At 64.4% G+C, this 22,682-nt stretch carries 20 protein-coding genes; 4 read left to right on the plus strand and 16 right to left on the minus strand.

The annotated features are described in order from the left end of the window. The first annotated feature begins 91 nt into the window (after positions 1-91). From FG93_RS11770 to FG93_RS11780, 3 genes are all read left to right on the plus strand, one after another. Positions 92-868 carry an alpha/beta hydrolase gene (locus FG93_RS11770; RefSeq protein ID WP_052513659.1) on the plus strand — a complete coding sequence of 259 codons (777 nt, stop codon included), beginning with the start codon at positions 92-94 and terminating at the stop codon, positions 866-868. Further along, the gene (locus FG93_RS11775; protein WP_244448581.1) at positions 865-2,046 is read left to right on the plus strand and encodes an ABC transporter substrate-binding protein; all 1,182 of its coding nucleotides are present in this window, start codon (positions 865-867) and stop codon (positions 2,044-2,046) included. The genes FG93_RS11770 and FG93_RS11775 overlap by 4 nt, the downstream gene beginning before the upstream one ends. Positions 2,047-2,143: 97 nt before the next feature. After that, positions 2,144-3,232: a siderophore-interacting protein gene (locus FG93_RS11780; RefSeq protein WP_043234646.1), complete on the plus strand. Its 1,089-nt coding sequence runs from the start codon at positions 2,144-2,146 to the stop codon at positions 3,230-3,232. 123 nt (positions 3,233-3,355) lie between these two features. Here the strand turns inward: FG93_RS11780 and FG93_RS11785 are convergent, their stop codons facing one another. From FG93_RS11785 to FG93_RS11840, 12 genes are all read right to left on the minus strand, one after another. Next, on the minus strand, positions 3,356-4,312 hold the full coding sequence (locus tag FG93_RS11785; RefSeq protein WP_043234647.1) for a VOC family protein: 957 nt from the start codon (positions 4,310-4,312) through the stop codon (positions 3,356-3,358). Further along, the gene (locus tag FG93_RS11790; protein WP_043234649.1) at positions 4,309-5,415 is read right to left on the minus strand and encodes a 5-methyltetrahydropteroyltriglutamate--homocysteine S-methyltransferase; all 1,107 of its coding nucleotides are present in this window, start codon (positions 5,413-5,415) and stop codon (positions 4,309-4,311) included. Before FG93_RS11790 ends, FG93_RS11785 begins: the two co-directional genes overlap by 4 nt. 27 nt (positions 5,416-5,442) lie before the next feature. Next, a complete protein-coding gene (locus FG93_RS11795; RefSeq protein ID WP_043234650.1) occupies positions 5,443-6,153 on the minus strand; it encodes an ABC transporter ATP-binding protein in 711 nt (236 codons plus the stop codon). Continuing rightward, the gene (locus FG93_RS11800; RefSeq protein ID WP_043234651.1) at positions 6,146-6,898 is read right to left on the minus strand and encodes an ABC transporter ATP-binding protein; all 753 of its coding nucleotides are present in this window, start codon (positions 6,896-6,898) and stop codon (positions 6,146-6,148) included. Before FG93_RS11800 ends, FG93_RS11795 begins: the two co-directional genes overlap by 8 nt. Next, positions 6,895-7,896, minus strand: a complete 1,002-nt coding sequence (locus FG93_RS11805) for a branched-chain amino acid ABC transporter permease (protein ID WP_052513661.1) — start codon at positions 7,894-7,896, stop codon at positions 6,895-6,897. Before FG93_RS11805 ends, FG93_RS11800 begins: the two co-directional genes overlap by 4 nt. Further along, positions 7,893-8,750 carry a branched-chain amino acid ABC transporter permease gene (locus FG93_RS11810; RefSeq protein WP_043234653.1) on the minus strand — a complete coding sequence of 286 codons (858 nt, stop codon included), beginning with the start codon at positions 8,748-8,750 and terminating at the stop codon, positions 7,893-7,895. The genes FG93_RS11805 and FG93_RS11810 overlap by 4 nt, the downstream gene beginning before the upstream one ends. A 27-nt stretch (positions 8,751-8,777) precedes the next feature. Further along, positions 8,778-9,953 (minus strand): ABC transporter substrate-binding protein, encoded by a 1,176-nt coding sequence (locus FG93_RS11815; protein ID WP_043234654.1) that lies wholly within the window; start codon positions 9,951-9,953, stop codon positions 8,778-8,780. A gap of 45 nt (positions 9,954-9,998) precedes the next feature. Beyond that, positions 9,999-10,682 (minus strand): 4-carboxy-4-hydroxy-2-oxoadipate aldolase/oxaloacetate decarboxylase, encoded by a 684-nt coding sequence (locus FG93_RS11820; protein WP_043234655.1) that lies wholly within the window; start codon positions 10,680-10,682, stop codon positions 9,999-10,001. Further along, positions 10,679-11,404, minus strand: coding sequence for a PIG-L deacetylase family protein (locus FG93_RS11825; protein WP_043234656.1), 726 nt, complete (start codon positions 11,402-11,404; stop codon positions 10,679-10,681). The genes FG93_RS11820 and FG93_RS11825 overlap by 4 nt, the downstream gene beginning before the upstream one ends. Then, entirely contained in the window at positions 11,404-12,546 is a 1,143-nt protein-coding gene (locus tag FG93_RS11830) for a 4-oxalomesaconate tautomerase (RefSeq protein WP_081881481.1), read from the minus strand. Before FG93_RS11830 ends, FG93_RS11825 begins: the two co-directional genes overlap by 1 nt. A 3-nt stretch (positions 12,547-12,549) precedes the next feature. Beyond that, positions 12,550-13,536, minus strand: a complete 987-nt coding sequence (locus FG93_RS11835; protein WP_152579407.1) for a tripartite tricarboxylate transporter substrate binding protein — start codon at positions 13,534-13,536, stop codon at positions 12,550-12,552. Positions 13,537-13,720: 184 nt separating this feature from the next. Further along, positions 13,721-14,632, minus strand: coding sequence for a LysR family transcriptional regulator (locus FG93_RS11840; RefSeq protein ID WP_052513662.1), 912 nt, complete (start codon positions 14,630-14,632; stop codon positions 13,721-13,723). A gap of 503 nt (positions 14,633-15,135) precedes the next feature. Between FG93_RS11840 and FG93_RS11845 the strand changes: the two genes are divergently transcribed. After that, positions 15,136-16,299 (plus strand): MFS transporter, encoded by a 1,164-nt coding sequence (locus FG93_RS11845; protein ID WP_244448588.1) that lies wholly within the window; start codon positions 15,136-15,138, stop codon positions 16,297-16,299. A 173-nt stretch (positions 16,300-16,472) separates the two neighbouring features. Here FG93_RS11845 and FG93_RS11850 read toward each other — a convergent pair whose 3' ends face one another. The 4 genes from FG93_RS11850 to FG93_RS33570 form a co-directional block, all read right to left on the minus strand. Next, entirely contained in the window at positions 16,473-17,549 is a 1,077-nt protein-coding gene (locus tag FG93_RS11850; protein WP_161783812.1) for a helix-turn-helix transcriptional regulator, read from the minus strand. Between the two features lie 128 nt (positions 17,550-17,677). Further along, the gene (locus FG93_RS11855; RefSeq protein ID WP_081881484.1) at positions 17,678-19,081 is read right to left on the minus strand and encodes an HlyD family type I secretion periplasmic adaptor subunit; all 1,404 of its coding nucleotides are present in this window, start codon (positions 19,079-19,081) and stop codon (positions 17,678-17,680) included. Beyond that, on the minus strand, positions 19,081-20,823 hold the full coding sequence (locus tag FG93_RS11860; RefSeq protein ID WP_052513674.1) for a type I secretion system permease/ATPase: 1,743 nt from the start codon (positions 20,821-20,823) through the stop codon (positions 19,081-19,083). The genes FG93_RS11855 and FG93_RS11860 overlap by 1 nt, the downstream gene beginning before the upstream one ends. 253 nt (positions 20,824-21,076) lie before the next feature. After that, positions 21,077-22,675: a calcium-binding protein gene (locus FG93_RS33570; protein ID WP_244448589.1), complete on the minus strand. Its 1,599-nt coding sequence runs from the start codon at positions 22,673-22,675 to the stop codon at positions 21,077-21,079. Between the last annotated feature and the right edge of the window lie 7 nt (positions 22,676-22,682).

Genomic DNA, 22,682 nt, shown 5'->3' on the forward strand with positions numbered 1-22,682 from the left:
CCGCGACACCATGCAGGCAGCCCCCCTTCGCAATGCTGCCAGCCCCGGGAACCCACCCGCAGAGCCCGCAACTCTGGCGCAGGCCCGCCAATTGGATATCGCGTCAGATTATGGCGACATCTATCGGCTGCTGATCGCGGTCCCGCCCGGCCCGGCGCCGGCGGCAGGGTTTCCGGTGATCTACCTGGTCGACGGCAATGCACTCTTCGCCACGTCCGTCGAAACGGCACAGCTGCAGGGCCGGCGGCAGGATGTGACCGGCGTCGACCCGGCGGTCATCGTCGGCATCGGTTATCCCACCGACGCCCCGTTCGATGGCGCGCGCCGCCAATGCGATCTCCTGCCGGACGAGGGAGGAGCCGACCGGTTCCTCGATTTCATCATGGAGAGCGTGAAGCCAGCGGTCGCAGCGCTTGCCGCCACCGATCCCACCCGACAGGCCCTGGTGGGCCATTCCCTCGGTGGCTTGTTCGCGCTGCATGCACTGTTCACGCGGCCCGGCCAGTTTCAGTTCTATGTCGCCGGCAGCCCTTCGATCTGGTGGAACGATCGTGCGATCCACATCAGCGAGGCCAGATTTGTTGCGCGCGGCCCCGAGGCAACCCTGCCTCGGCTGCTGATCACGGTGGGCGGCCGCGAACAGACGCGCGACGCCCGAACCTCTCCTGAACGGGCGCAGCGCCTCCACATGGCGCGCATGCTCGACAATGCCGCCGAGATGGCGGCGCGGCTGGCCTCGTCGCGCTGCGTCGCGATGGAGCATCGGGTCTTCGACGGCGAAAACCACATCTCGGTGATCCCCGCGATGCTCGCCAGGGCGGTTTCATTCGCGGTCGCCGGCACCGGTGGCCCAGAGGCGGCGCCATGAAGCACCTTCTGAACTCGTCGCGCCGCCAGTGGCCGTTTGCCTGGGTTCTGGGGCTGATGCTGACGTTGTGTGCGTGGGCGGCAGCCGGCCCAGCACTGGCCTCTCCCGTGACGGTAACCGATGTGCTCGGTCGCACGGTGACATTGCCGGGCCCGGCCAGGCGCATCGTGCTCGGGCAGGGTCGCCAGCTCAACGCGCTGGGTCTCATTCATCCCGATCCGATCAGCCTGCTCGTCGGCTGGGGCAATGACTTCCAGCGCCAGATGGGCGAGGCTTACTCACTGTACCGCGCGCGGTTTCCCGCGATCGAGACGCTGCCGACCGTCGGCGACAGCACCGCAGACGGGTTTTCCTTCGAGAAGGCAGTCGAACTTGACCCGGATCTGGTCGTTCTGAGCCTGTCGATCGCCGGCACGCGCCGAGGCCCTGGCGATCTCGTCGCGAAATTCGAGGCGGCAGGCATCCCCGTCATCGTGGTGGATTTCTTCCTGCAGCCGTTCCGTGACACCGTTCCGAGCCTGCGCGTCCTCGGCAAAGTGATCGGCAGGGAGGCGGCGGCCGAAGAGTTCGTCACGTTCTACCAGGAGCGGAGACAGCGCATCGCCCAGCGGCTCGGTCCGGTCGAGCGACCGTCCGTCTTCATGCATGCACATGCCGGAAGCGCCGAATGCTGCTTCTCGCCGGGAAAGGGCACCTTCGACGACTACATCACAGCCGCGGGCGGAAGAAACATCGCGGCAGCGCTGCTGCCGGGAGCGACCGGCCAGATCAGCCTCGAGCAGGTTCTCGCTCTGGACCCGGCGATCTATATCGCGACAGGCGGCACCCATCTCGCAAAGAGCAGCGGGTTGGTGCTGGGTCTGGGCGTTTCCGCCGAGGTCGCGTCGCGCAGCCTTGCAGCCCAGCTCGCGCGCCCCGGCCTTGAGGCCCTGACGGCGGTGAGGAACGGCCATGCCTATGGTCTCTGGCATCTGTTCAACGACACCCCCACCCATATCGCGGCGATCGAGGCGATGGCGAAGTGGTTCCATCCGCAGCTGTTTGCCGATATCGACCCGCAGGCGACGCTGGACGAGATCTCCCGGCGCTTTTCGGCGATCCCGCTGAACGGAACGTTCTGGCTCGAGCCGCATGGCGGAAGGGCGCAAGACTTGGCAAGCCCGCCGGCAAAGCCATGAACCCCGCTGTCTCCAGCCCTGCCCCTGTGACGGCGCCGGGAGCATCGCGTGTCCTTGCCGGCTATCGCGTCGTCGTGTTCCATGAGGTTGCCCTGCCATGACCGCTCTCGTTGCCCACGCCCGGATCGCCCTGGCCGATCCGGAGGCCATCATCGTTCCGCTCTGCGAACACCTCGCCGAGCATGGCGCCGAGATCTCGCAGGAGAAGGGCGCGACGATCATCGCGCTTGGCAGCTACCGTGGCTGGCTGCAGTCCAGCGACGGGCATCTGGTCGTGCGGGCCGAAGCGCCCGACATGGCGAGCCTCCAGGAAGCCAAACAGGCGATCACGAGCCATGTCATCGAGTTTGCGCCTCGCGGCGAGGCCGTCCCCGCGATCGCCTGGACCGGCGCCGGGAGTGGCGTGGCGATCCCATCGAGTTTTCGCATCCTGACCGTGACGGACGTTCGGGACGTCTCGCCGCATATGCGCCGGATCAGCTTCCATGGTGACGACCTCGCCAGGTTCGACAGCCTGGACGCGCTGCATGTCAGGTTGTTCCTGCCGCCCCCCGATCTGGCCGAGCCGGAATGGCCTACATTCGGCGAGGATGGGATCTTGCGGCTGCCAGCGGCGGACAAGGCACCGGCCGTGCGCAAATACACGATCCGGGAGATCGACACGGCCGCAGGGACGGTCACGCTCGATTTCGTGCTGCATGAGGATGCCGGCCCCGGCGCAGCCTTCGCGGCCCGCGCTCGACCCGGCGATCGCATCGGCATGGCCGGCCCCGGCGGACGCGGCTTGCGCGAGGCCGACTGGTATCTGTTCATGGGCGACGAGACCGCACTACCCGCGATCGGCCGCATGCTCGCCCACCTGCCTCCGACTGCACGGGGCATTGCGTTCATCGAGATCGCCAATGCCGGCGAGGAGCAGGCACTGGTCTGCCCGGCCGGGATCGAGATTCGCTGGCTGCATCGGCACGGCGCGGAGGCCGGCACCACGGCACTGCTCCAGGAGGCCTTCGAAGGGGTCATATGGCCTTCGGAGGAAGCGACCGTCTATCTCTGGGCTGCGCTCGAACATACCGGCTTCAAGGCACTCCGCGCCGCCGCCCGCAAGCGCCTGCGGCCCGAGCGCGATCATCATCTGATCGTCAGCTATTGGCGGCGCGGTATCAGCGAAGACCGGCAAGCCGACTGAAGTTGCAGCACGACGCTCGGCCTGCCGCTTCGATCGGGGATCGAAGCCACCGCCCCCGTTTCCGATCATGGTGGAGATGAGGCCGCCAGCGAGCGAACAAACACTCACGGCGGCCTTCTCCGCTCATCCGGCGGCCGGAGGGGTGCCGTGCGTGTGGAAGCTCTCGATCGTCTTCAGCCCCCACGCCTGGCCCTTCTTCCGCTCGGCTTCGGTCCACGTCACCGTCTGCCAGTCCGGATCGAGAATGAGGCGCGCACCGGCATTGGCGATCTCGATGCGGTTGCCGGCAGGCTCGTAGACATAGAGGAAGAAGGTCTGCTGAACCGCGTGCTTATGTGGCCCGGTCTCGATGTGAATGCCGTTCTCGAGAAAGATGTCGGCGGCTTCGAGAATATGTTCGCGCTGGTCGGCCGCGTAGGTGAGGTGGTGGAAGCGCCCGAGGGCCGCGGTGTGGTCGCGCGTATAGGCGATATCGTAGCTCTTGTTGTTGACGGTGAACCAGCAGCCGCCGACCTCGCCGGAATCGAGCACGATCTGTTCCGTGATGCGGCTGCCCAGGGCCCTCGGCATGAAATCGCGGATCACCGCGACGTCCTGCGCCAGAAGATTGAGATGGTCGAGACGGCGGACAGCGCAGCCGCGGCCGTGGTTGCGTTGCGCCTGGTTCTTCAGCGCCGGCTGTTCATGTGGCGGCGCGGCATATTTGTTGGTGTCGAAATAGATCTCGAACACATGATTGTCGGGATCGCGGAAGCGGTAGGCTCGGCCATGGCCGAGATCGCCGTCATCCCAGCCGATGCCGGCCCCCATGGCCTCGATCGCCGCGACGCGCCGCATCAAGCCAGCCTCGCTTGTCGCCCGATAGCCGATATGGCCGACCCCCGTGGTGGTCGAGGCCGTGAGTTTCAGCGTGTGGAACTCATAGTCGTCCCAGGCGCGCAGATAGACGCTGTCGCCCTCCCGTCCGCTCTCGGTCAAGCCGAGGATACTGACGAAAAAATCGAGGCTCGCCTCCGGCTTGTTCGTGAACAGCTCGACATGGGCGAGATGAGCGATATCGAAACAGGGTTCCTGGTTCATCCCCACACCTCCCGCGCCACCTCGACGATGCGCGCCAGCTTGGCCCATTGCTCGTCTTCGGCCAGCACATTGCCCTCCTCGGTGGAGGCGAAGCCGCATTGGGGCGAGAGGCAGAGCTGATCCAGGGGCGCGAAGACCGATGCCTGTTCGATCCGTCGCTTCAGGTTGTCCTTGCTCTCGACGCTGCCGAACTTCGACGTGACGAGACCCAGCACGACCTGCTTGCCCTTGGGCAGGAAGCGCAGCGGCTCGAAGCCGCCGGAGCGGTCATCGTCCCATTCCATGAAATAGCCGTCGACATTGATCTGGTTGAAGACCAGGTCGGCGACGGGTTCATAGCCGCCCGAGGCGATGAAGGTCGATTTGAAGTTGCCGCGGCAGGTATGGGTGGTGATCGTCATGTCCGCCGGCTTGGCCGCCGTCGCCGTGTTGATGACGTCGCGATAGATATGAATCAGCTTGTCGGGGTCATCGCCACGATCGACCAGCATCTGGCGCTGCTCGGGATCGCAGAAATAGGACAGGCTGGTATCGTCGAGCTGCAGATAGCGGCAGCCGGCATCGTAGAACGCCCTCACTGCCTTGGCGTAGGCCTTGCCGAGATCGGCGTAGTAATCCTCCATCTTGAAATAGGCCGAGATATCGACGGCTTTCCGGCCGCCGCGATAGTGTAGCATGCTTGGGCTCGGGATCGTCATCTTCGGCACGCGATCGGTGACGGAGGCGAGAAACCTGAAATGGGCGAGATGCGGGTGGTCATCGGGAAAGTCGAGCTTGCCGGTCACGCGAAGGCCGCGGGCCTTGGTCGCAACGCCCTTGAACTGGATGCCTGAATCCGAATCGTATCCCTGCACGCCCGAGAGATTCTCCAGGAAGTCGAAATGCCAGAAGGCGCGGCGGAATTCGCCATCCGTGACCGCCTGGAGCCCGACCTCTTCCTGCTTCTTCACCAGCGCCCTGATCTCGGCATCCTCGATCGCGGTCAGCTCGGCGGCGGAGATTTCGCCCGTCACGAGCCTGGCGCGGGCGTCCTTCACGCGTGCGCTGCGCAACAGGCTTCCAACCATATCGGCTCGGAACGGCGGCTTGTGTCGGAGGGGCATGCGGTTTCCTTCCCTGATCTTGGTCTTCTAGGCAGCGGCACTGAGGCCGAGATGGCGCTCCAGCCGCGCCGGTTCGCGCAGCAGTGAGGCACTGTCATCGGCGAGCACGACACGGCCGCGCTCCAGCACGATTGCCGTGTCGGTCAGTTCGAGAATCGTCCTGGCATGTTGTTCGATGACGATGGCTGCCAGCCCTTCTTCCCGGAACAGCGTCTTCAATGCCACGAGCAGTTCCTCAACGATGATCGGCGCCAGCCCCTCGGTCGGCTCGTCGAGCAGCAGCAGCCTGGGATTGAGCATCAGGGCGCGGCCGATGGCCAGCATCTGCTGTTCGCCGCCGGAGAGCTGGTTGCCAAGGTTGCTCTTGCGTTCGGCGAGGCGCGGGAACATCCGGAATACGCGTTCGGTCGTCCATGGTCCCGGGCGCGCGACCGCGGTCAGGTTCTCGACGACGGTCAGCGACTTGAAGATGTTGCGTTCCTGCGGCACCCAGCCGATGCCGGCATGGGCACGCTGCTCGGGCGTAGCCGTGGAGATGTCGACATCGGCGAGAATGATACGCCCGGAGCGCCGACGCGTTACGCCGATGATCGTGTTGACCAGCGTCGTCTTGCCGACGCCATTGCGGCCCAGCAAGGCAAGCGAGCGCCCCTGGTCGAGGGAGAGCGCGACGTCGAACAGCACGAGGGCGTCGCCGTAGCCAGCGTTCAGGCCTTCGATCCGCAGGAGCTCAGACATGAGCGGCCTCGCCGAGATAGGCCTGTTTGACGGCAGGGTCGCGCGCGACCGCGGCGGGTTCGCCCTCTGTCAGCACGCGGCCATTGACGAGAACGGTGATCTTGGTCGCGAACCGGAAGATGATGTCCATGTCGTGCTCGATCAGCAGCACTGAGACATCGTCCGGCAATGCCGCGACGGTCTCCAGCAATTCGCGCCGTTCGGCTTCGGGGACCCCGGCGGCGGGCTCGTCGAGCAGGAGCACGCTCGGCCGGGCCGCAAAGGCCGCGGCGATCTCGATCTGGCGCTGCTTGCCATAGGGCAATGTCGCGATGCGCTGATCCATGATGTCCTCGAGCTTGAAGCGGGCGAGGATATCGGCGGTCTCGGCGATGGCCTCGCCATCCGTATCAAGCCTTTGGAAAAGCCGCATGCCCCGGCCGAGCCGCTCCGCGGTGACGAGCGTGATCATCTCGAGCGGCGTCATCGTGCCGAAGAGCTGGTTGATCTGGAAGGTGCGGGCGACACCGCGCTTGACCCGCGCCTCGCGCGACAGGCCGGTGATGTCCTGCCCCATCAGGGTTACGCGTCCCGATGTCGGCCGCAGAACGCCCGTGAGCAGATTGACGAAGGTCGTCTTGCCTGCACCGTTCGGGCCGATCAGCGCGTGGCGCGCGCCCTTCTCCAGCGAGAACGTCACGTCGTCGGTCGCAGTGATGCCACCGAAGGTCTTGACGAGATTGAAGGTCTGCAGGACGGCGCTCACGACGCGGCCCCGCGTCCCGGAAACCGCGCGACCAGCGCCTTGATTGCGCCATGGACCAATTCGCGCCCCCCGAGGACGAAGAGGACGAGGAAAAGCCCGATCCAGAACATCCAGTATTGCGGGGTAAAGGTCGCGATGGCGTCCTGCAGGAACTTGAACGCGATCGCACCGATCAGGCCGCCATAGAGATAGCCGGTCCCGCCAATGATCAGCACCAGCATCAGGTCGGCCGACCGATGGAAGTCGAACACGTCCAGCGAGACGAATTGCGTGGTCTGGGCGAGCAATGCGCCCGCGGCCCCGGCATAGGCCGCCGACAAGGCGTAGATCGCCGCAAGGCGCCAGGGTACCGGTACTCCGGATGCGGCAGCGCGCAGTTGGTTGTCGCGAATGCCTCGCAAGGACAAGCCGAATGGCGAGTTCACGATGCGCCGCGCGATCAGTAACAGCAGGAACAGGACCGACAGCGAATAGAGGTAGGCCGTACGGCCGAAGATATCGAAATCGAACTGCCCGAAGATCGGCGCCATCGCGATGCCCTGCAGGCCGTCGGCGCCGCCGGTGAGCCATGCAAGCGAGTTTGCAACCTCGTATAGGATCAGCGCCACGCCCAGCGTGATCATGAGGCGCGTCAGATCGGTGCCGCGCAGGACGAGTGGGCTGGTGAGCAGCCCGAGCAGCGCCGATGTCGCCATGCCGAATGCCAGGCCGGCCAGTGGATCGGCCGTGACGTATTTAGCCAGCAGCCCCGCCGAATAAGCCCCCATCCCCAGGAAGGCAGCGTGCCCCAGCGATACGATCCCGGCATAGCCGAGGATCAGATCGAGCGAGAGGGCGAACAGGGCAAGGATCGCGATCTCGTTGAGGATCAGGACGCGCGTTGGGAACAACACGAAGGACGACGCGGCGAGGAGCCAGAAGGCCAGCTCGGCGGGGTGCCAGCGCCGCGCACGGCGCAGCGAGTGCCTGACGCGCTGTTCGAGAACCGTCCCGCTCATGTGCGAGCCCTCGCGAACAGGCCCTCGGGGCGAAGCAGCAACAGGATGACCATCAGCGCGTAGATGATGAAGGCCCCGGCCTGCGGGACCAGATATTTGCCCATCACGTCGGCAACGCCGAGCAGCATGGCTGCGAGGAAGGGGCCGGTGATCGTCGAGGTGCCGCCGACCGTGACAACGATCAGGAAGTAGATCATGAACTTCAGCGGAAAGGTGGGATCGAGCCCCATGAGCTCGATCCCGAGCGCGCCGCCGAGCCCCGCCAATCCGGAACCGAGCGCGAAGGTCAGGGCGAACAACCGGTTCACCGGAATGCCTAGGCCACGCGCGACGCGGGCATCATCGACGGCGGCACGCAGCCGGCTGCCGAAGCGAGTTTTCGCGAAGCCCCATTGCAGAGCGACCGCAAGCAGCCCGCAGATGCCGATCACGAACAGTCGATAATAGCCGATGCCGATACCGAGCACGTAGAAGCGCCCCTGAAGCCACGGCGGGAGCTGGATGATCTGCTGGCTCGAACCGAGCAGCCAATCCGTGCCCGCAACGGCCATGAAGACGAGCCCGATCGAGAACATCACCTGATCGAGATGGCTCTTGGCATACATCGGCCGATAGACGAGCCGTTCGAGCACAATCCCCGCCAGCGCGGAGGCAAGGAAGGCGGCCGGAAGCGAAGCCAAGAACGGCAGGCCCAGCCTCTGCATCAGCAGCACGGTGACATAGCCGCCGAGCATGGCGAAGGCGCCATGGGCGAGGTTGACGAAATTCATCAACCCCATCGTCACGGAAAGCCCGCAGGCGAGGACGAACAGCACCATCCCATAGGCGATGCCATCGAACAGGATGGTGAGCATGGCGTCGGTCCGGCCGCGTCAGATCGCCTATTTGCGCGCCTTCACCGGATCCTTGACCTGCGGGATCGTGGCGAACTCGATGTTGAACAGGTCGGAACCAACCTTCTCGGTGCGGCGGACATAGATGTTCTGGATGATGTCGCGCGTCGCCGGATCGATCGTAATCGGTCCGCGCGGGCTCTCCCAGGAGGCGCCTTTCATCGCCGTGATGAGCTTCTCGCCGCTGGCGTCGCCATTTGTCGCCTTGAGCGCCTCGGCGATCAGTCGCATGCCGTCATATCCGCCGACCGCCATGAAGTTCGGACGCACGCCTGGATTGGCAGCCTCGAACGCCTTCACGAAGGCCAGGTTGGCCGCGCTATCGTGCTTGGCCGAATAATGGTGCGTGGTGATGGCGCCGACCGCGACATCACCCATGCCGTTGAGGATATCGTCATCGACCACATCGCCAGGGCCGATCAGCTTGACGCCGGCCTTGTCGAGGCCGCGCTCGACGAACTGCTTCATGAACTGCGCGCCGATGCCCGACGGTACGAACACGAACAGGGCATCGGGCTTTGCCTCGGAGACGCGCTGCAGGAACGGCGCAAAATCAGGATTGCGCAACGGCACGCGGACGCTTTCCACCGTGCCGCCGGCCGCTTTGAACTTGTTGGCAAAGGACGTCTCGGCGTCGATCCCCGGGCCGTAATCGGTCACGACCGTGAAGACACGCTTGATGCCGTTCGACCAGGCCCAGTCCGCCATCGGCTCGGACGCCTGCGGCAGGGTAAACGAGGTGCGCACGATGAAGGGCGAGGCCTCGGTGATCGACGCTGTGGCGGCCGCCATCACGATCTGAGGGATCTTGGCCTGGGTCGCGATCGGGGCCGTCGCCATGGCGAGCGGCGTCAGGCCGAAGCCAGCCAGAACCGCGACCTTGTCGTTGACCACGAGTTCCTGCGCGATCCGGCGCGTCGCGTCAGCGTTGCCGGTATCGTCCTTGAGAATGACTTCGAGGCGCTTTCCGCCATGCGTCGTCCCGCTCTGGGCCAGGAAGAGCTTCACGGCCGCTTCGATCTGGCGCCCCGTCGATGCGAAGGGCCCTGTCATCGGCAGGATCAGCCCGACCTTGACCACCTCCTGGGCCTGCGCCCCGGAGCCCAGTGTCGCCGCGACCGCACCTGCCATGAAGACTTTGAGAACCGTCCTGCGGATTGTCATCGTGATACCCCTCCCTCGGTCTGGCTCTTGTTTTCGAGCCGCTTTTTAGTTGTCGTCGCGATAGACGAGCCCGGCCTTCGCCAGCCCATCGCGCATCCCATACATATCGAGCCCAAGCTCGCCGGCGCCGAGCCGGCGACGCTTCTCATCTTCATTGGCCTCCCGCGCCCGTGCCGCGGCAGCAACCCTTTCCGCCTCGAGCCGCGGAACCACCACCACGCCATCATCATCCGCGACGATCACGTCTCCGGGATTGATCATCGCACCGGCACAGACCACCGGCACGTTCACCGATCCGAGCGTCGCCTTGACGGTTCCCTTCGCCGAGATCGCGCGCGACCACACCGGGAACCCCATCTCCGTGAGGATGCGCACGTCACGCACCCCGGCATCGATGACGAGGCCGATACCGCCGCGCGCCCTGAGAGAGGTCGCGAGAAGATCGCCGAACATGCCGTCAGTGTTGTCTGTCGTGCAGGCGACCACAAGTACGTCGCCGGGCATGACCTGCTCGATCGCGACATGGATCATCCAGTTGTCGCCGGGTTGGGCGAGGACGGTGACGGCCCCCCCGGCGATCGAGGCGCCGGCATAGATCGGGCGCATATACGGCTTCATCAACCCGGTCCGGCCCATGGCCTCGTGGGTGGTCGAGACGCCAAGGTCCCGGAATGCCGCCATATCCGCGCTTGCAGCCCGTTTCTTCGTGCGGACGACGATGCCGGTCATGCCAGGGACTCCAGGGCTTCGGGAAACAGGCGCTGGTAGGCCTCGCCGTAAGTCATCGCCTTGCCGGAGTTGCGCCCCCCCTGCATGCCGCGGTTCAGCGCCACCCGCGTATAGTATTCCCAAAGGTGCTTCTGGGCGGCCAGGATTTCGAATGCCTTGCGCTTCGTTTCCCAGACCTCGTCGATGTTGAGGATCAGGTTCGGCTTGAAGTTGCACTGTTCGGGCTGATGCGGCTCAAACAGGAAGACGGGCGGCGCGGCATAGGGGCGCGCGGGGTCCGGTTTGTGGCCTGCGGCCTGCGCGATGATCCGCGCTTCCTGCGCAAAGCGCGCCGCTTCTGGATGGTCGACATTGTAGGGGTCTTCGAGCGCATGGGTCAGCACGAAGCTGGGATTGAGCTCATGGAAGAGGTCGATCGCCCGGTCCAGCATCGGCCCTGTCGTGCGCAACGGGTAATCGCCGGCATCCATGAATTCGATCTCGGCTCCAAGGACCGCTGCGGCGCGCTCGGCTTCATCGCGGCGCTGCGCCTTGACGTCCTCCATGCGCACACCGGCCTGCTTCCAGGCGAACTGGCTTTCGCCGCGCTCGCCATAGGCCAGGCACAGGATCTTCACCCGCATGCCCCGCTTGGCATGCAAGGCGATGGCGCCGCCCGCTCTCCAGACGAAATCGCCGGGGTGGGCGGTGATCACCAGACCCGTCTTCTGCAGGCTCGCCATCAAGCTGTAGTCCTCTCTTCTCGGTCCCATTCGGCGGCGCTGCGTGCTTCATCGCCGCTGCGCGCGAGCGCATGCGGCGGCACGTAGGCATGGCCATCCATCAGAATGCGCGCGGTGCGCAGCAGGCCGGCACGCTCGATGACGGGGCGCTCCGGCGTGCCGCCAACGGTGAGCTTCACGGTGAATTCCCCGGTCGGGTGCTCGACGGAAATCGCGCGTTCGCGACCGGTCGGCATCACGGCAACCGAAGCCGCCGGCGACCCCGGCAGGGCTGCGGCCGTCGCCACCGTCACCGCGGCAAAGACACCAATCGAAGCGTGGCACTCGTGGGGAATGAAGCTGCGTGTCGCGATCGAGCCCGCAAGGGGACGTGCAACAAGCGCGATCTTGGGGACCACCATCTTTGTCACATCGCCGAGTTTCATCAGTGGCCCCGCCGCGAGACGGATGCGCTCGATGCGCTGCTTCAGCGCCGTATCCTCTTGCAGCATGTCGCGGGTTTCGTGGCCGGTGCGCCCGATATCAGCCGCCCGCAAAACGATAACCGGCATACCGTTATCGAGCAGGGTGCATTCGACACCGTCGACGATGTCGACCGGATTTCCCGTCGGCAGCAGCGCGCCGCAGACGGAGCCTTCTGTGCCAAGGAAGCTGATGTCGATCGGTGCGGAGGTCCCGGGCACCCCATCGATCCGGGCATCGCCCTCGACACCGGCCTGACCAGCGTCAGTCCGCATTGCGAGATCGGCGATGGTGCCCGTGTTCAGCGTCCGAACCCGCACGGTGGTACTGGCGCCCTTCGCCCGAACGAGACCACGGGCCAGCGCGAAAGGGCCAATGCCAGCGAGGATGTTGCCGCAATTCGGCGTGGTGTCGACCGACGCGGTCTCGATGCCAACCTGCGCAAACAGGAAATCGATGTCGCAGCCCGGCTCGCTCGAGCGCGAAACGATCGCGACCTTGCTCGTCAGCGGGTGAGCTCCACCAAGCCCGTCAACCTGGCGCTTGTCGGGCGAGCCCATCACCGCGAGCAGGAATGCGTCTCGCGCGGCCGTGCCCACCGGCAGATCCTCGGCGAGGAAATAGGCGCCCTTGGACGTACCGCCTCGGATCAGCATGCATGGCACGGCAATCTGCGACATCGCTCAGCTTCCGCCCTTGATGCTGGCACGCGTGATGATATCGCGCCACAGCGTCCCCTCCGACGCGATCAGGCGCCCGAAACCTTCTGGCGTCTCGCGACGCGCAATCGCGCCGTCGCGATCGAGCGCCGCGACGAACTCCGGCTGGTCGAGCAGCGCGTTGATCTCGCGGTTGAGGCGCTCGACGATTGCCGCTGGCGTGTGGGCGGGGGCAACGATGCCATACCACTGCACAGCTTCGAAGCCGGGCAGCCCGCTTTCGGCAATGGTCGGGAGCTGCGGGGCAAAGGAGGTGCGCTCGGAACTGGCGACGCCGAGAGCACGCAGCTGGCCGGCTGCGGCGAGCGGCAGAACCGCCGGACCGCCGGTCAGCGTGAATTGCACGGAACCGGCGACGAGATCCGTCACCGACGGCGCGGTGCCGCGATAGGGCACGTGGATCGCCTCGAAACCGGCCCGATGCGCGAGATAGGCACCGGCTATATGCGCAGCACTGCCCTGTCCGCCTGAGCTGTAGTTCAGCTTGCCCGGATTGGCCTTGGCATAGGCCACGAATTCCTGGAATGAATTCGCCGGCAGGCTTGGGTTGATGACGAGGATGTTCGGCACCATGGCGACCAAAGCCACCGGCTGGAAATCCTTGACCGGATCATAGGGTACATTGGGATAGAGCGCGGGGTTGAAGGCAAGCGTGCCGATATGCCCCATCATCAACGTATGGCCGTCCGGATCGGATTTCGCGACCTGGCTGGCCGCGATCATGCCACCGGCGCCGGGGCGATTCTCGATGACGAAGCCCTTGCCGGGGATCGTGCGTTCCAGTCGGCTGGCAATCAGACGCGCGAGAAGGTCAGTGCTGCCGCCCGGGGTGAACGGCACAACGAGCCGAATGACCTGTGTCGGCCAGGCGGGCTGGACCTGTGCGCGCGCCGCGTGCCCGAGGCCAGCCAAAGCCAGTCCTGCGAGAAGTGATCGACGGTCGATGCCCATCACGCGCCTCGCCCTTGCCGCGCGCCGAACCCGGTCGCCTCGCCAAATCCGATGGACGCGATCGTCGCTGCTCTGGAGCGAGGCATGGGTCCTCCCTTGCTTGTGTGCGTTTCCTTGTCCCGCGAGGACCCTGACCCCAAGCTATTCTGCCATCAAATGATAAGAATGCAGCGATTGATTACTTTCATGCATCTTTATCGGAGACGCTGTTTCTCAGCGCCTGGCTCACCAGCGCCAGGAGATCGCGCGCCGCCGGCCGCAGCAACAGGTTCTTGCGGGTGACGATGCCGAGGGTGCGGCTGATGCTCGGCGAGCGCAGCGGGATCGCAACCAGTTCGCCGGCATCGACGGAGTCGAGCGCGAGCTGTGGCACAATCGCATAACCGATCGCGGAACGGACCAGGCTCACCGCGGTGATGACGCGCTGGACCTCGTAGCGCCAGGTCAGAGCCTCGCGCCGTGCGCCCAGCGCATCGTCGATCAGGACGCGATTCCCGGTCTCGGCACTGATGCGCACGAGTGGCAGCCCCTGCAGCTGAGCCCAGGTCAGCGACTCGGATCGGGCGAGCGGCATGCTGCGGTGACTGACGAGCACGAACGGCTCCTTGACCACCGGCTTGAGCTCGAGGTCCCAGCGATTGGCGGCGACGATGGTCACGCCGAATTCGGCCTGGCCCGACTGGACCTTGTCGGCGATCTCCGAGGCGGAGTTGTCGTGCACCCGGACGCGCACTGCCGGGTATCGTCTGGCGAACTCTGCGATCACCGACGGCATGCAGTGGACCGCAATGGTTGGCAGACAGCCGACCGCGACCTCTTCCTCGGCATCCGCGGCATCGACCCGCGCTTCATCGATCGCGGCGCCAAGCTCTTCAAAGATCTTGCGGGCGCGAGGCAGGAGCGCCGACCCTGCCGGCGTCAGCGAGACCTGGCGGGTGGTGCGCAAAAGCAAGGCTGTTCCGAGTGATTCCTCGAGCTTCCGGATCCGATGGCTCAGTGCGGTCTGAGAGAGATTGAGATGCGAAGCCGCGGCATGAAAACTGCCTCGCTCGGCGATACTGACGAAGGCCTGCAGGCCCAGAACGTCGACCCTCACCCGCAAGATCCTCCAACCCGGTCCAATCGACATCAGCGCGACCTCAGGGTCGCACCAACCATGCGCAGGGAACCGGCATCAGACACTTCGACCTACGCTCGCAGAGGCGAGCTCAAGTCAGCAGAATCGAAAGGCCGGCACGGCTTCAGCATCGCCGGGAGCGGTTACCGCTGACAACAGCCCGCAATCAATGGCTCGATTTTAGCCGGATCACCAATGTCGGCCGTGCGGCAGGAAGGAGAAGCCGACTGTTGGTGCGGTTCTGCGGGGGTTGAAGAGCAATGACGAAAGGCCGCAGCCCAGCGGACTGCATGCTTCTGCTGCAGCCCCCATAGCCCAGAAACGGCCTCGACCGCTTGCCGACATTACCGGAAGACCAGTTCAACGCCGCAATCCCTGCATGCTCGGGTTGGAGCTGGAGGGGAAATGACTCGCGGCGACGGGACGGGAGATCTGCCTTGAAGCTGCCGGTCTGGGCGAGCGCCTTGAGCGCGACGCTCCTTGTGCAAGTCATCAGCTCATTTGCCGCCGCGGCGATCCCGCTCCTGGGTCCGGTTCTGACGCAACGATGGGGCATGACTCCAGAAAGCATCGGCTACGTTTCAGCGGTCGTTTCGGTCGGCATCTGCTGGTTCCTGGCGTGCGGCGGCCCGATGCTCGATCATCACGGCCCGATCCGAGCCTTGCAGCTCGGTCTGATCTTCGTCGCGGTGGGTCTTCTGCTCCTGTCGCAGTCCTTTGGCCTCGTCGGCCTTGTCGGCGCGCTCCTGGTGGGCCTGGGCCTGGCGCCCAATACGCCTGCCGGCAGCCAGTTGCTGATGCGCACCGCGCCGCCCAGGCACCGCACGCTCGTGTTCTCGATCAAACAGGCGGGCGTACCTCTCGGTGGCGCCATAGCCGGTCTCGTCGTCGCGCCTCTGGTCCTGGGGCTCGGCTTCGTCGGCGCGGTCTGGACGATTGTCGCGATCATCTGTCTCTGCATCGTGCTGGTCCAGCTCTTTCAAAGGAGCCTCGATGCGGAGAAAGGCCCGCACAACCGGGCCTGGGCCCGGCTGTTCCTCTCGCCGTCCTCGCTCACTCGGTCGGCCAGGATTCTTAGCGCGCACCCGTCCTTGCCGATGCTCACTGCGCTGGGTGTCTCATTCTCCATAACGCAAGCCAGCATCACGGCCTTCACGGCAACCTACATGGTCACACAGCACGGGAAGACCCTGGCGCAGGCCGGGCACTACATCGCCGTTCTGCTTGCGGCGAGCACGGTCGCGCGCATCTTCTTTGGATGGCTGGCGGATCGCATGGGTGGCGGCCTCCTCCTGCTCTCGCTTCTGGCCTTGGGTGCGGGCTCCGCAATCTCGCTGCTTGTCTCTTCGACAAGTGCCAGTCCCTGGATGGTCTATGGCTGCATGGCACTGGTCGGGGCCACATCGATGGGGTGGAACGGTGTCCACATGGCCGAGCTAGCGCGGGTCGCGCCGCCCGCCCTGATCGGCGACGTGACATCCGGCGCAAGCCTGTTTGGCTTCGTCGGTTCGATATGCGGGCCGCTGGTGTTTGCCATTGCTGCCAGCCGCACGGGAAGCTTCGAATGGCCTTTCATGCTCGTCGCTGGCCAGCTGGCCATATTCGGCTTGTTCGCTCTGGGGCGTCAGTTCAAGCGCGCCGCTTGAGCGGCCCGCGCGCTCATTTTGACGCTGCGCGAGCCAGAAGGCCTGCAGCCAGCGTGCCTATGTTGGAATTGGGCCCAAGTCCGTCAGGCTCACTCAACGAGGCGTCAGCGCGACTGGCAGACAGCGGCCGAACGCTCGGTCTGCGGCCAGAAAATCTTCATCCGCCGTCGCATTCAGGCGCTGAGTGACCGATCGTTCCAGACGACTTTCCGCCCCACCGCCTCCTCCAGGTTTCGACATGGCGCACGGCCGTCGGGAGGGGTGCTTGAAAACCTTTGATATCTTTCCACGAATGGAGAGAGCGTAAGTATATACAAAAGATAAAATTCTGTTTGTCGATTTATTCCGATCTTTAACATGATTCTCTTGATGTACGTTCTCACGGTAGCTTCGGTCAGATCAAGATCATAGCCAATTCTTGACGGAGATCGGCCCAAAAATATCTCTGAAACGATCCGCTCTTCCGCCCACGACAACGAAAACGCCGCCGCTATACGCTTGGCGCCGGCCGCAGGGTCAATTTGCGGGATGATGATCAGCACCCGATCGCGCTGATCTTCGCACGGTGCCGCGCCGACCCAGGCAAACGCAAAGGCGCGATGATCCGTCGAGAGCGGTATCACCATGCTTGCCCATACATTCTCAAGGCGCGCTGCGGTTGTATCCCTCAGAGCCTGTTGCAGGAGCCCGCTTACAGCGGAATTCGCCCCGACAAGTGTGCCGTGATCGAGGCTTACGGGACTCTTTGCCAGCAGAAGCTGCTTGCCGGCCTGGTTGGTCCCGAGAACCCGCAACCTGTGGTCGACCGCGAATGTCGGGGCCGCGAACTCTTCCAGCGATCGATCCAAGATGGAGCGGACTGGACGATGATGCGCGAGCCCCCGGACGAGCTCCCACATGGCCGTTGCTGCTCGGCGAACCAGGCCGACTTCGGCGGGTGCCAATGGCTGCGATCGCCATCCTGCCACAAACATGAGGTCACCGTCCTTGCCGGCCGCGATCCGACCTGCCAGGGCGCAAGCCTTTCGAGATCTGCTTCGGCCCAGTATTTCGGTTGCGACGCCCTCCTCGCGAGGGATTTCAATCAAGCTCTCCTTCTGCAGCGTCAGGAAAGCGGCCACCCGTGAGACGGCGTCCGAAGGCGGGCGTGGATTTCGCCCACAACCGACCCAGACCGCGTTCGTGGCAAGTCCCGTTTTTCGTTGCCGAACGAGCACCAGGCAGCGCTCGCATTCCAGAAACGTGCGCATCGACCGCCCAAATGCTTCCAGCATAGCTCTGGTGCCGACTGTCTCCGTCGCGGCTCGGGATCGGGTTGTGCAACCATTGGACAAGGCTCGTCTCCTCCCGTCTGGTGGTGCCCCCCAATGATTTCGGTTCATTTCTCCTTGAACGCTCGGCTCACGCGCAACATCAACGGTTCAATCAGATACTCACCAAACGTCCGGTGGCCGGTCTCGATGAAGATCTCCACGGGCATTCCAGCCTGAAGCGAAGCTTTTACCGGTGCGAGGTCAGGCGAGAGAGCCAGATCCACTTCGGATTTATAGAAGGACCTCCCCGATGCCTGGTCGACGAGGGCGTCGGCCGTGATCATCGTCACGAGTCCCGTCAACTCGGGAGAGCGCCTCGAGTTGAAGGCCAGTACCTTGACCCGCGCCGACTGGCCAAGGCGCACTTCATTCCGGTCGGTGGGCTTGACCTCTCCCTCGACAATCAACCGATCCTGCGTCGGCACGATCTCAAGCAGGGTTTCCCGCGGCGCCAGAACAGCGTTGGAATGCCTGGTGTTCAGTCCGACGATGGTACCGGTTTCGGGCGCCCGGATTTCGCTGCGCTCGAGCATATCCTGCGCTGCTGCGATCCTGTGCCGGGCATCGGCTATCCGCTCTCGCGCGGCGCGGCGCTGCTGGGCGATATCCTGAAACCAGTCAAAGCCGATCTGGCGCCGTTTATCCTCGAGCTCGGAAATCTTGCCCTTCGCCTGCGCAATGGTGGCGGCATTCGCGGCGAGCTGGGCTTCTGCTTCGGCCTCGGCCCGCTTGAGCGCAAGCACCTTTGGCTTTCGGGCCAGGCCCTTCGCCAGAAGGTAATCGCTGTCCACGATTTCATCGCGGAGGAAATGCAACTGGCGCGTCAGACCTTCCGAACTGCCTTGCAGCCCGCGGATGGCTGCCTCCTGCTGGAGAAGCTGCTGGGCGATGAGTGTCCGCTGTCCTCCGATCGAAGCGGAGCGTGCAGCGAATTCCGTTCGCTGCGTTTCCATCGCAAGCCGGGCGTCGGGCTGGGATTGCTCGCTCTGCAATTCCCCCGAAAACGAGATCGTCTTCGAATCGGACTGCTCTGCCTCGAGCCGCGCTTCCTGAGCCAGATCCGAAAAGAGCTTGGCTCTGAGCACGCCGAGATTGGCTTCGATTTGCGTCGTATCGAGCCGGGCGACAGGTTGACCGCGCTCGACATGATCGCCTTCACGCACGAAGACGGCCTTTACGATCCCGCCTTCGAGGTGCTGGACCGCACGACGCTGCGACAGCACCTTCACCACGCCTGGCGCGATCACCGCGCTGGCGAGCGGTACGGCCACGGCCCATGTAACGGCGCCTCCCAGCAGTGCCAGCGCGAGGAAACTTCCGCAAAGGATCAACCCCTTGGCGTTTGAGCGGGGTTGCTCCAGCGTCAATCGGGCGCGAACACTGGTCGGATGGATCGAGAGATCCACCAAATCGCCAACACGCCTGGCCGGAACGCGCTGGGACGAGAACTGGCGTTCAATTCCGGACATCACAGCCTCCCCTCCACGCTCAACGGCTTGGGCTGGGTGCTCGAAACGCTGCCCCTCCGCATCGACGCAACGGTTCCGATCGTCTTGGGGAGGACCTCGGACGGATGTCCGAACGCGACCTGAACTCCGTTTCTCAGGAAGAGAAGGTGATCCGCGACGGCGAAGAGGCGAACCCGGTGCGTGACGATGACCAATGTCAGACCTCGCGCCCTGGCATCGTTGATCGCGGAGCAAAGCGCTTCCTCTCCCTCTGGATCCAGATTGGAGTTGGGTTCGTCGAGGAGGATCAGGCGACGGTCGCCGAAGAGCGCACGAGCCAATGCGATTCTCTGGCGCTGCCCGCCGGAAAGCCGAACTCCATCCCGGCCGATTTCGGTCTCGTACCCTTTCGGAAGCGACAGGATCATCTCGTGGGCGTTCGCATACTTTGCAGCCGCGATGACATCGTCATCCGTTGCGGTCTCCTCGAAACCGGCGATTGCGTCGGCCACAGTGTCTCCGAACAACTCCACGTCCTGCGGCAGGTATCCGACATAGCGCCCGAGCTGATCCGGATCCCAATCCGACAGCGAGGCTCCATCCAGTCGCACCACGCCGTGAGAAGGCCGGTCCAGCCCCGCGATCAAGCGCAGGAGTGTCGATTTTCCCGCACCCGTCGGTCCGCTGATGATGACGACCTTCGCGGGGAGGCAACAGAAGTCGATCCCTTTCAAAACCAGCCTGTTTGTGCCCTGGGCACGCATGCCGACCCCCTCGATGCCGAGTGTTCCGGATGGCGGTGGCAAGAGCGTCCTTCGGCGCATGCCCAGGACAGGAACAATCACGCCGCTCAGCTGGCTCCAGGCATCCCGCGCCGAAACCAGTGACTGCAACCCCGAGACGAGATGCTCCATTGGCGCCAGCGTGCGGCTGATCATGATGGAGCTCGCCATCATGCTGCCGGTGAAGACTTCATTCTGCAGGACGAGCCAGGCTCCGGCACCAATCGCGAGAACCTGCAGAACGACTCGGAGCAGGCGCCCGATCGCCGCGATCAAGGCGATCCTCTCGCTCGCCCGGACGGCAGGTGCCAGGGCCTGATCATTGAGCCGGAGAAACTCACCGATGGCGCCGCTTGTCCACCCCATTGCCCGGATCAGGTTGGGATGTCGCACGATGGTGTCGAGACTTTGCTGCGCGCGGCTTGCGGCGCCAGAAGCCCTTGTCATTTCCCGTCGCGCTACACGGCCGCTCAGGATGGCCAAGAGCAAGAGGATTATTCCGCCCGAAACGGCGATCGAGCCAAATACGGGGTGAATATAATAAAGAACAAGAACGAACAGGGGTATGAACGGCGCATCGACCAACGTTGTTATCGTACCGCCTGAGATGAAATTCTTGAGCTCGCGCAACCTCACCATGTCATGCGCACCACTCTCAGCACTTCGCGCTGGATCGTAAATCGAAGCTCTCAGCACCAGCGGAGCGATCTGCTGTTCAAAACCAACTGCGTAGCGGCTGAGCAGCCGATACCGAATGATGTCGAAGCAAGCGCTGAACCCGAGAGCGGCAAGCGTCAAAACTGTCAGGCCGAGAAGCGTATCGATGCTTCCGCTGGTAATGACCCGGTCGAAGACCTGAATTGTGTAGAATGGGACGACCACCAGCAGGGAGTTGACCAGCACGCTGAAGGCAATGACCCACGCGAATATCTGCGACCCCGGAATGAGCCTGAAGAGCGTTCGCCCTGCCACGGCCGCCATCGCGGGGTCGATTGTCGTACGGAACGCCGAAGTCCTACGGCTTGCCGACGCGTGCGACATTGCTTCCTAACCAAGCTGAAGCCGGATGACACGAAATGGGAAACACGACGGTGCCCCCCATTCCATGTCCGTAGTGGTCTCTCGTTGAAGGCTCTCAGAGCAGGGTCGACGCGCTTCACCTCCACCCTGCCCTTTGGAAAGCAGACTACTTGCGATGGGCAGCGCAACCCGACCCGTTGCCCATCAGTCTCCGTCAAACCAGCTGAACGGCATCATATCCCGCCAGCTCATTGATGTCCGCGATTGAGTCGAGAGTGAGGGGATCTGGCAGTCCGCTGGTCACACCATCCAGCACGATCGACCCAAAGGCGAAGGTCAGCGTCGTGTCGACGCCGTCATCGACGACCGTGACGTCGGTCGCTTCATCGAAGTCATCCGCAACGTCGATGACGACCGTGTCCTCGTCCGCAAAGGTCAGATCGGTGACCTCATCGGCACCAAACTCGGCACCATCGCCGACAAAGGAGAAGGTCTCGGTGCCAGCCCCACCGGTCAGCACGTCATCGCCCTCGCCACCGACGAGCAGGTCATCGCCGTCGCCACCGTCGAGCGTATCGTTTCCGGCATCGCCGAACAGCTCATCGTCGCCGGCGCCGCCAGTGAGCGCGTCGTCGCCGTCGCCTCCGGAAAGGGAGTCGGCACCGCCGCCTCCATTCATCGTGTCGTCGTCAGCACCGCCGCTCATGACATCGGCACCGTCACCCCCCTCCATCAGGTCAAGTCCGGCTCCTCCATCCATCACATCGGCGCCGGCGCCGCCATCGATCGTGTCGTCGCCATCGCCGCCAGTCAGCGTATCGGCGCCAGCATCGCCGGACAGCAGGTCGTTGCCTTCGCCGCCATCGATCACATCATTGCCAGCTCCGCCGGTGATCGTGTCGTCGCCGGCATCACCATTCAGGACGTCGGCGCCGTCTCCACCGTCGATCGTGTCGTTACCGTCGCCGCCGCTGATCTCATCCGCGCCTGCATCACCGGAAAGCTGATCGTCGTCGGCGCCGCCGTCGATGAGATCATTGCCGGCGCCGCCGGTGATCGTATCCAGGCCATCGCCGCCGGACAGCTCGTCGCCACCCGCGCCCCCATCGATCACATCGTCTCCGGCGTCCCCCAGGATCGTGTCTGCCCCGCCTTCGCCGCTGAGCGTGTCCGCACCGTCTCCGCCCGACACCGTGTCAGCGCCCGCGCCGGCCAGAACGACGTCGTCGCCCGCCCCGCCATCGATCGTGTCGGCACCGTCTCCGCCTTCGATCGTGTCATTGCCGTCGCCGCCAGTGATCGCGTCCAGCCCGGCGCCCCCGAAGAGCAGGTCGTCTCCGCTGCCGCCATCGATGACGTCATTTCCGTTGTCGCCGTTGATGGTGTCGTCGTCATCGCCACCGGAGAGTTCGTCCGCACCGGCACCGCCGGTGATCGTGTCATCTCCCGCATCCCCGGAAATGACGTCCGCACCGCCTTCTCCGCTGAGAGTGTCGGCCCCGTCTCCGCCAGTCACCGTGTCGGCCCCGGCTCCAGCCAGAACGACATCGTCCCCTGCGCCACCATCGATCGTGTCGTCCCCGTTACCGCCCAACAACACATCATCGCCGTCGCCGCCTGCGAGGGTGTCGTCTCCGGCTCCGCCGTCCACGACATCATCACCTTCATCTCCCTGGACCGTATCGTCACCGGCCTCGCCGAACAGGAGGTCGTCTCCAGCGCCGCCATTGACGACATCATCGTCGCCGCCGCCATGGATCTCGTCATTTCCGGCATCGCCGGAGAGGGTGTCGAAGCCGGCGGCGCCGTTCATCAGATCA

The organism is Allobosea sp. LC85 (assembly GCF_000735605.1).
Lineage (GTDB): Bacteria > Pseudomonadota > Alphaproteobacteria > Rhizobiales > Beijerinckiaceae > Allobosea.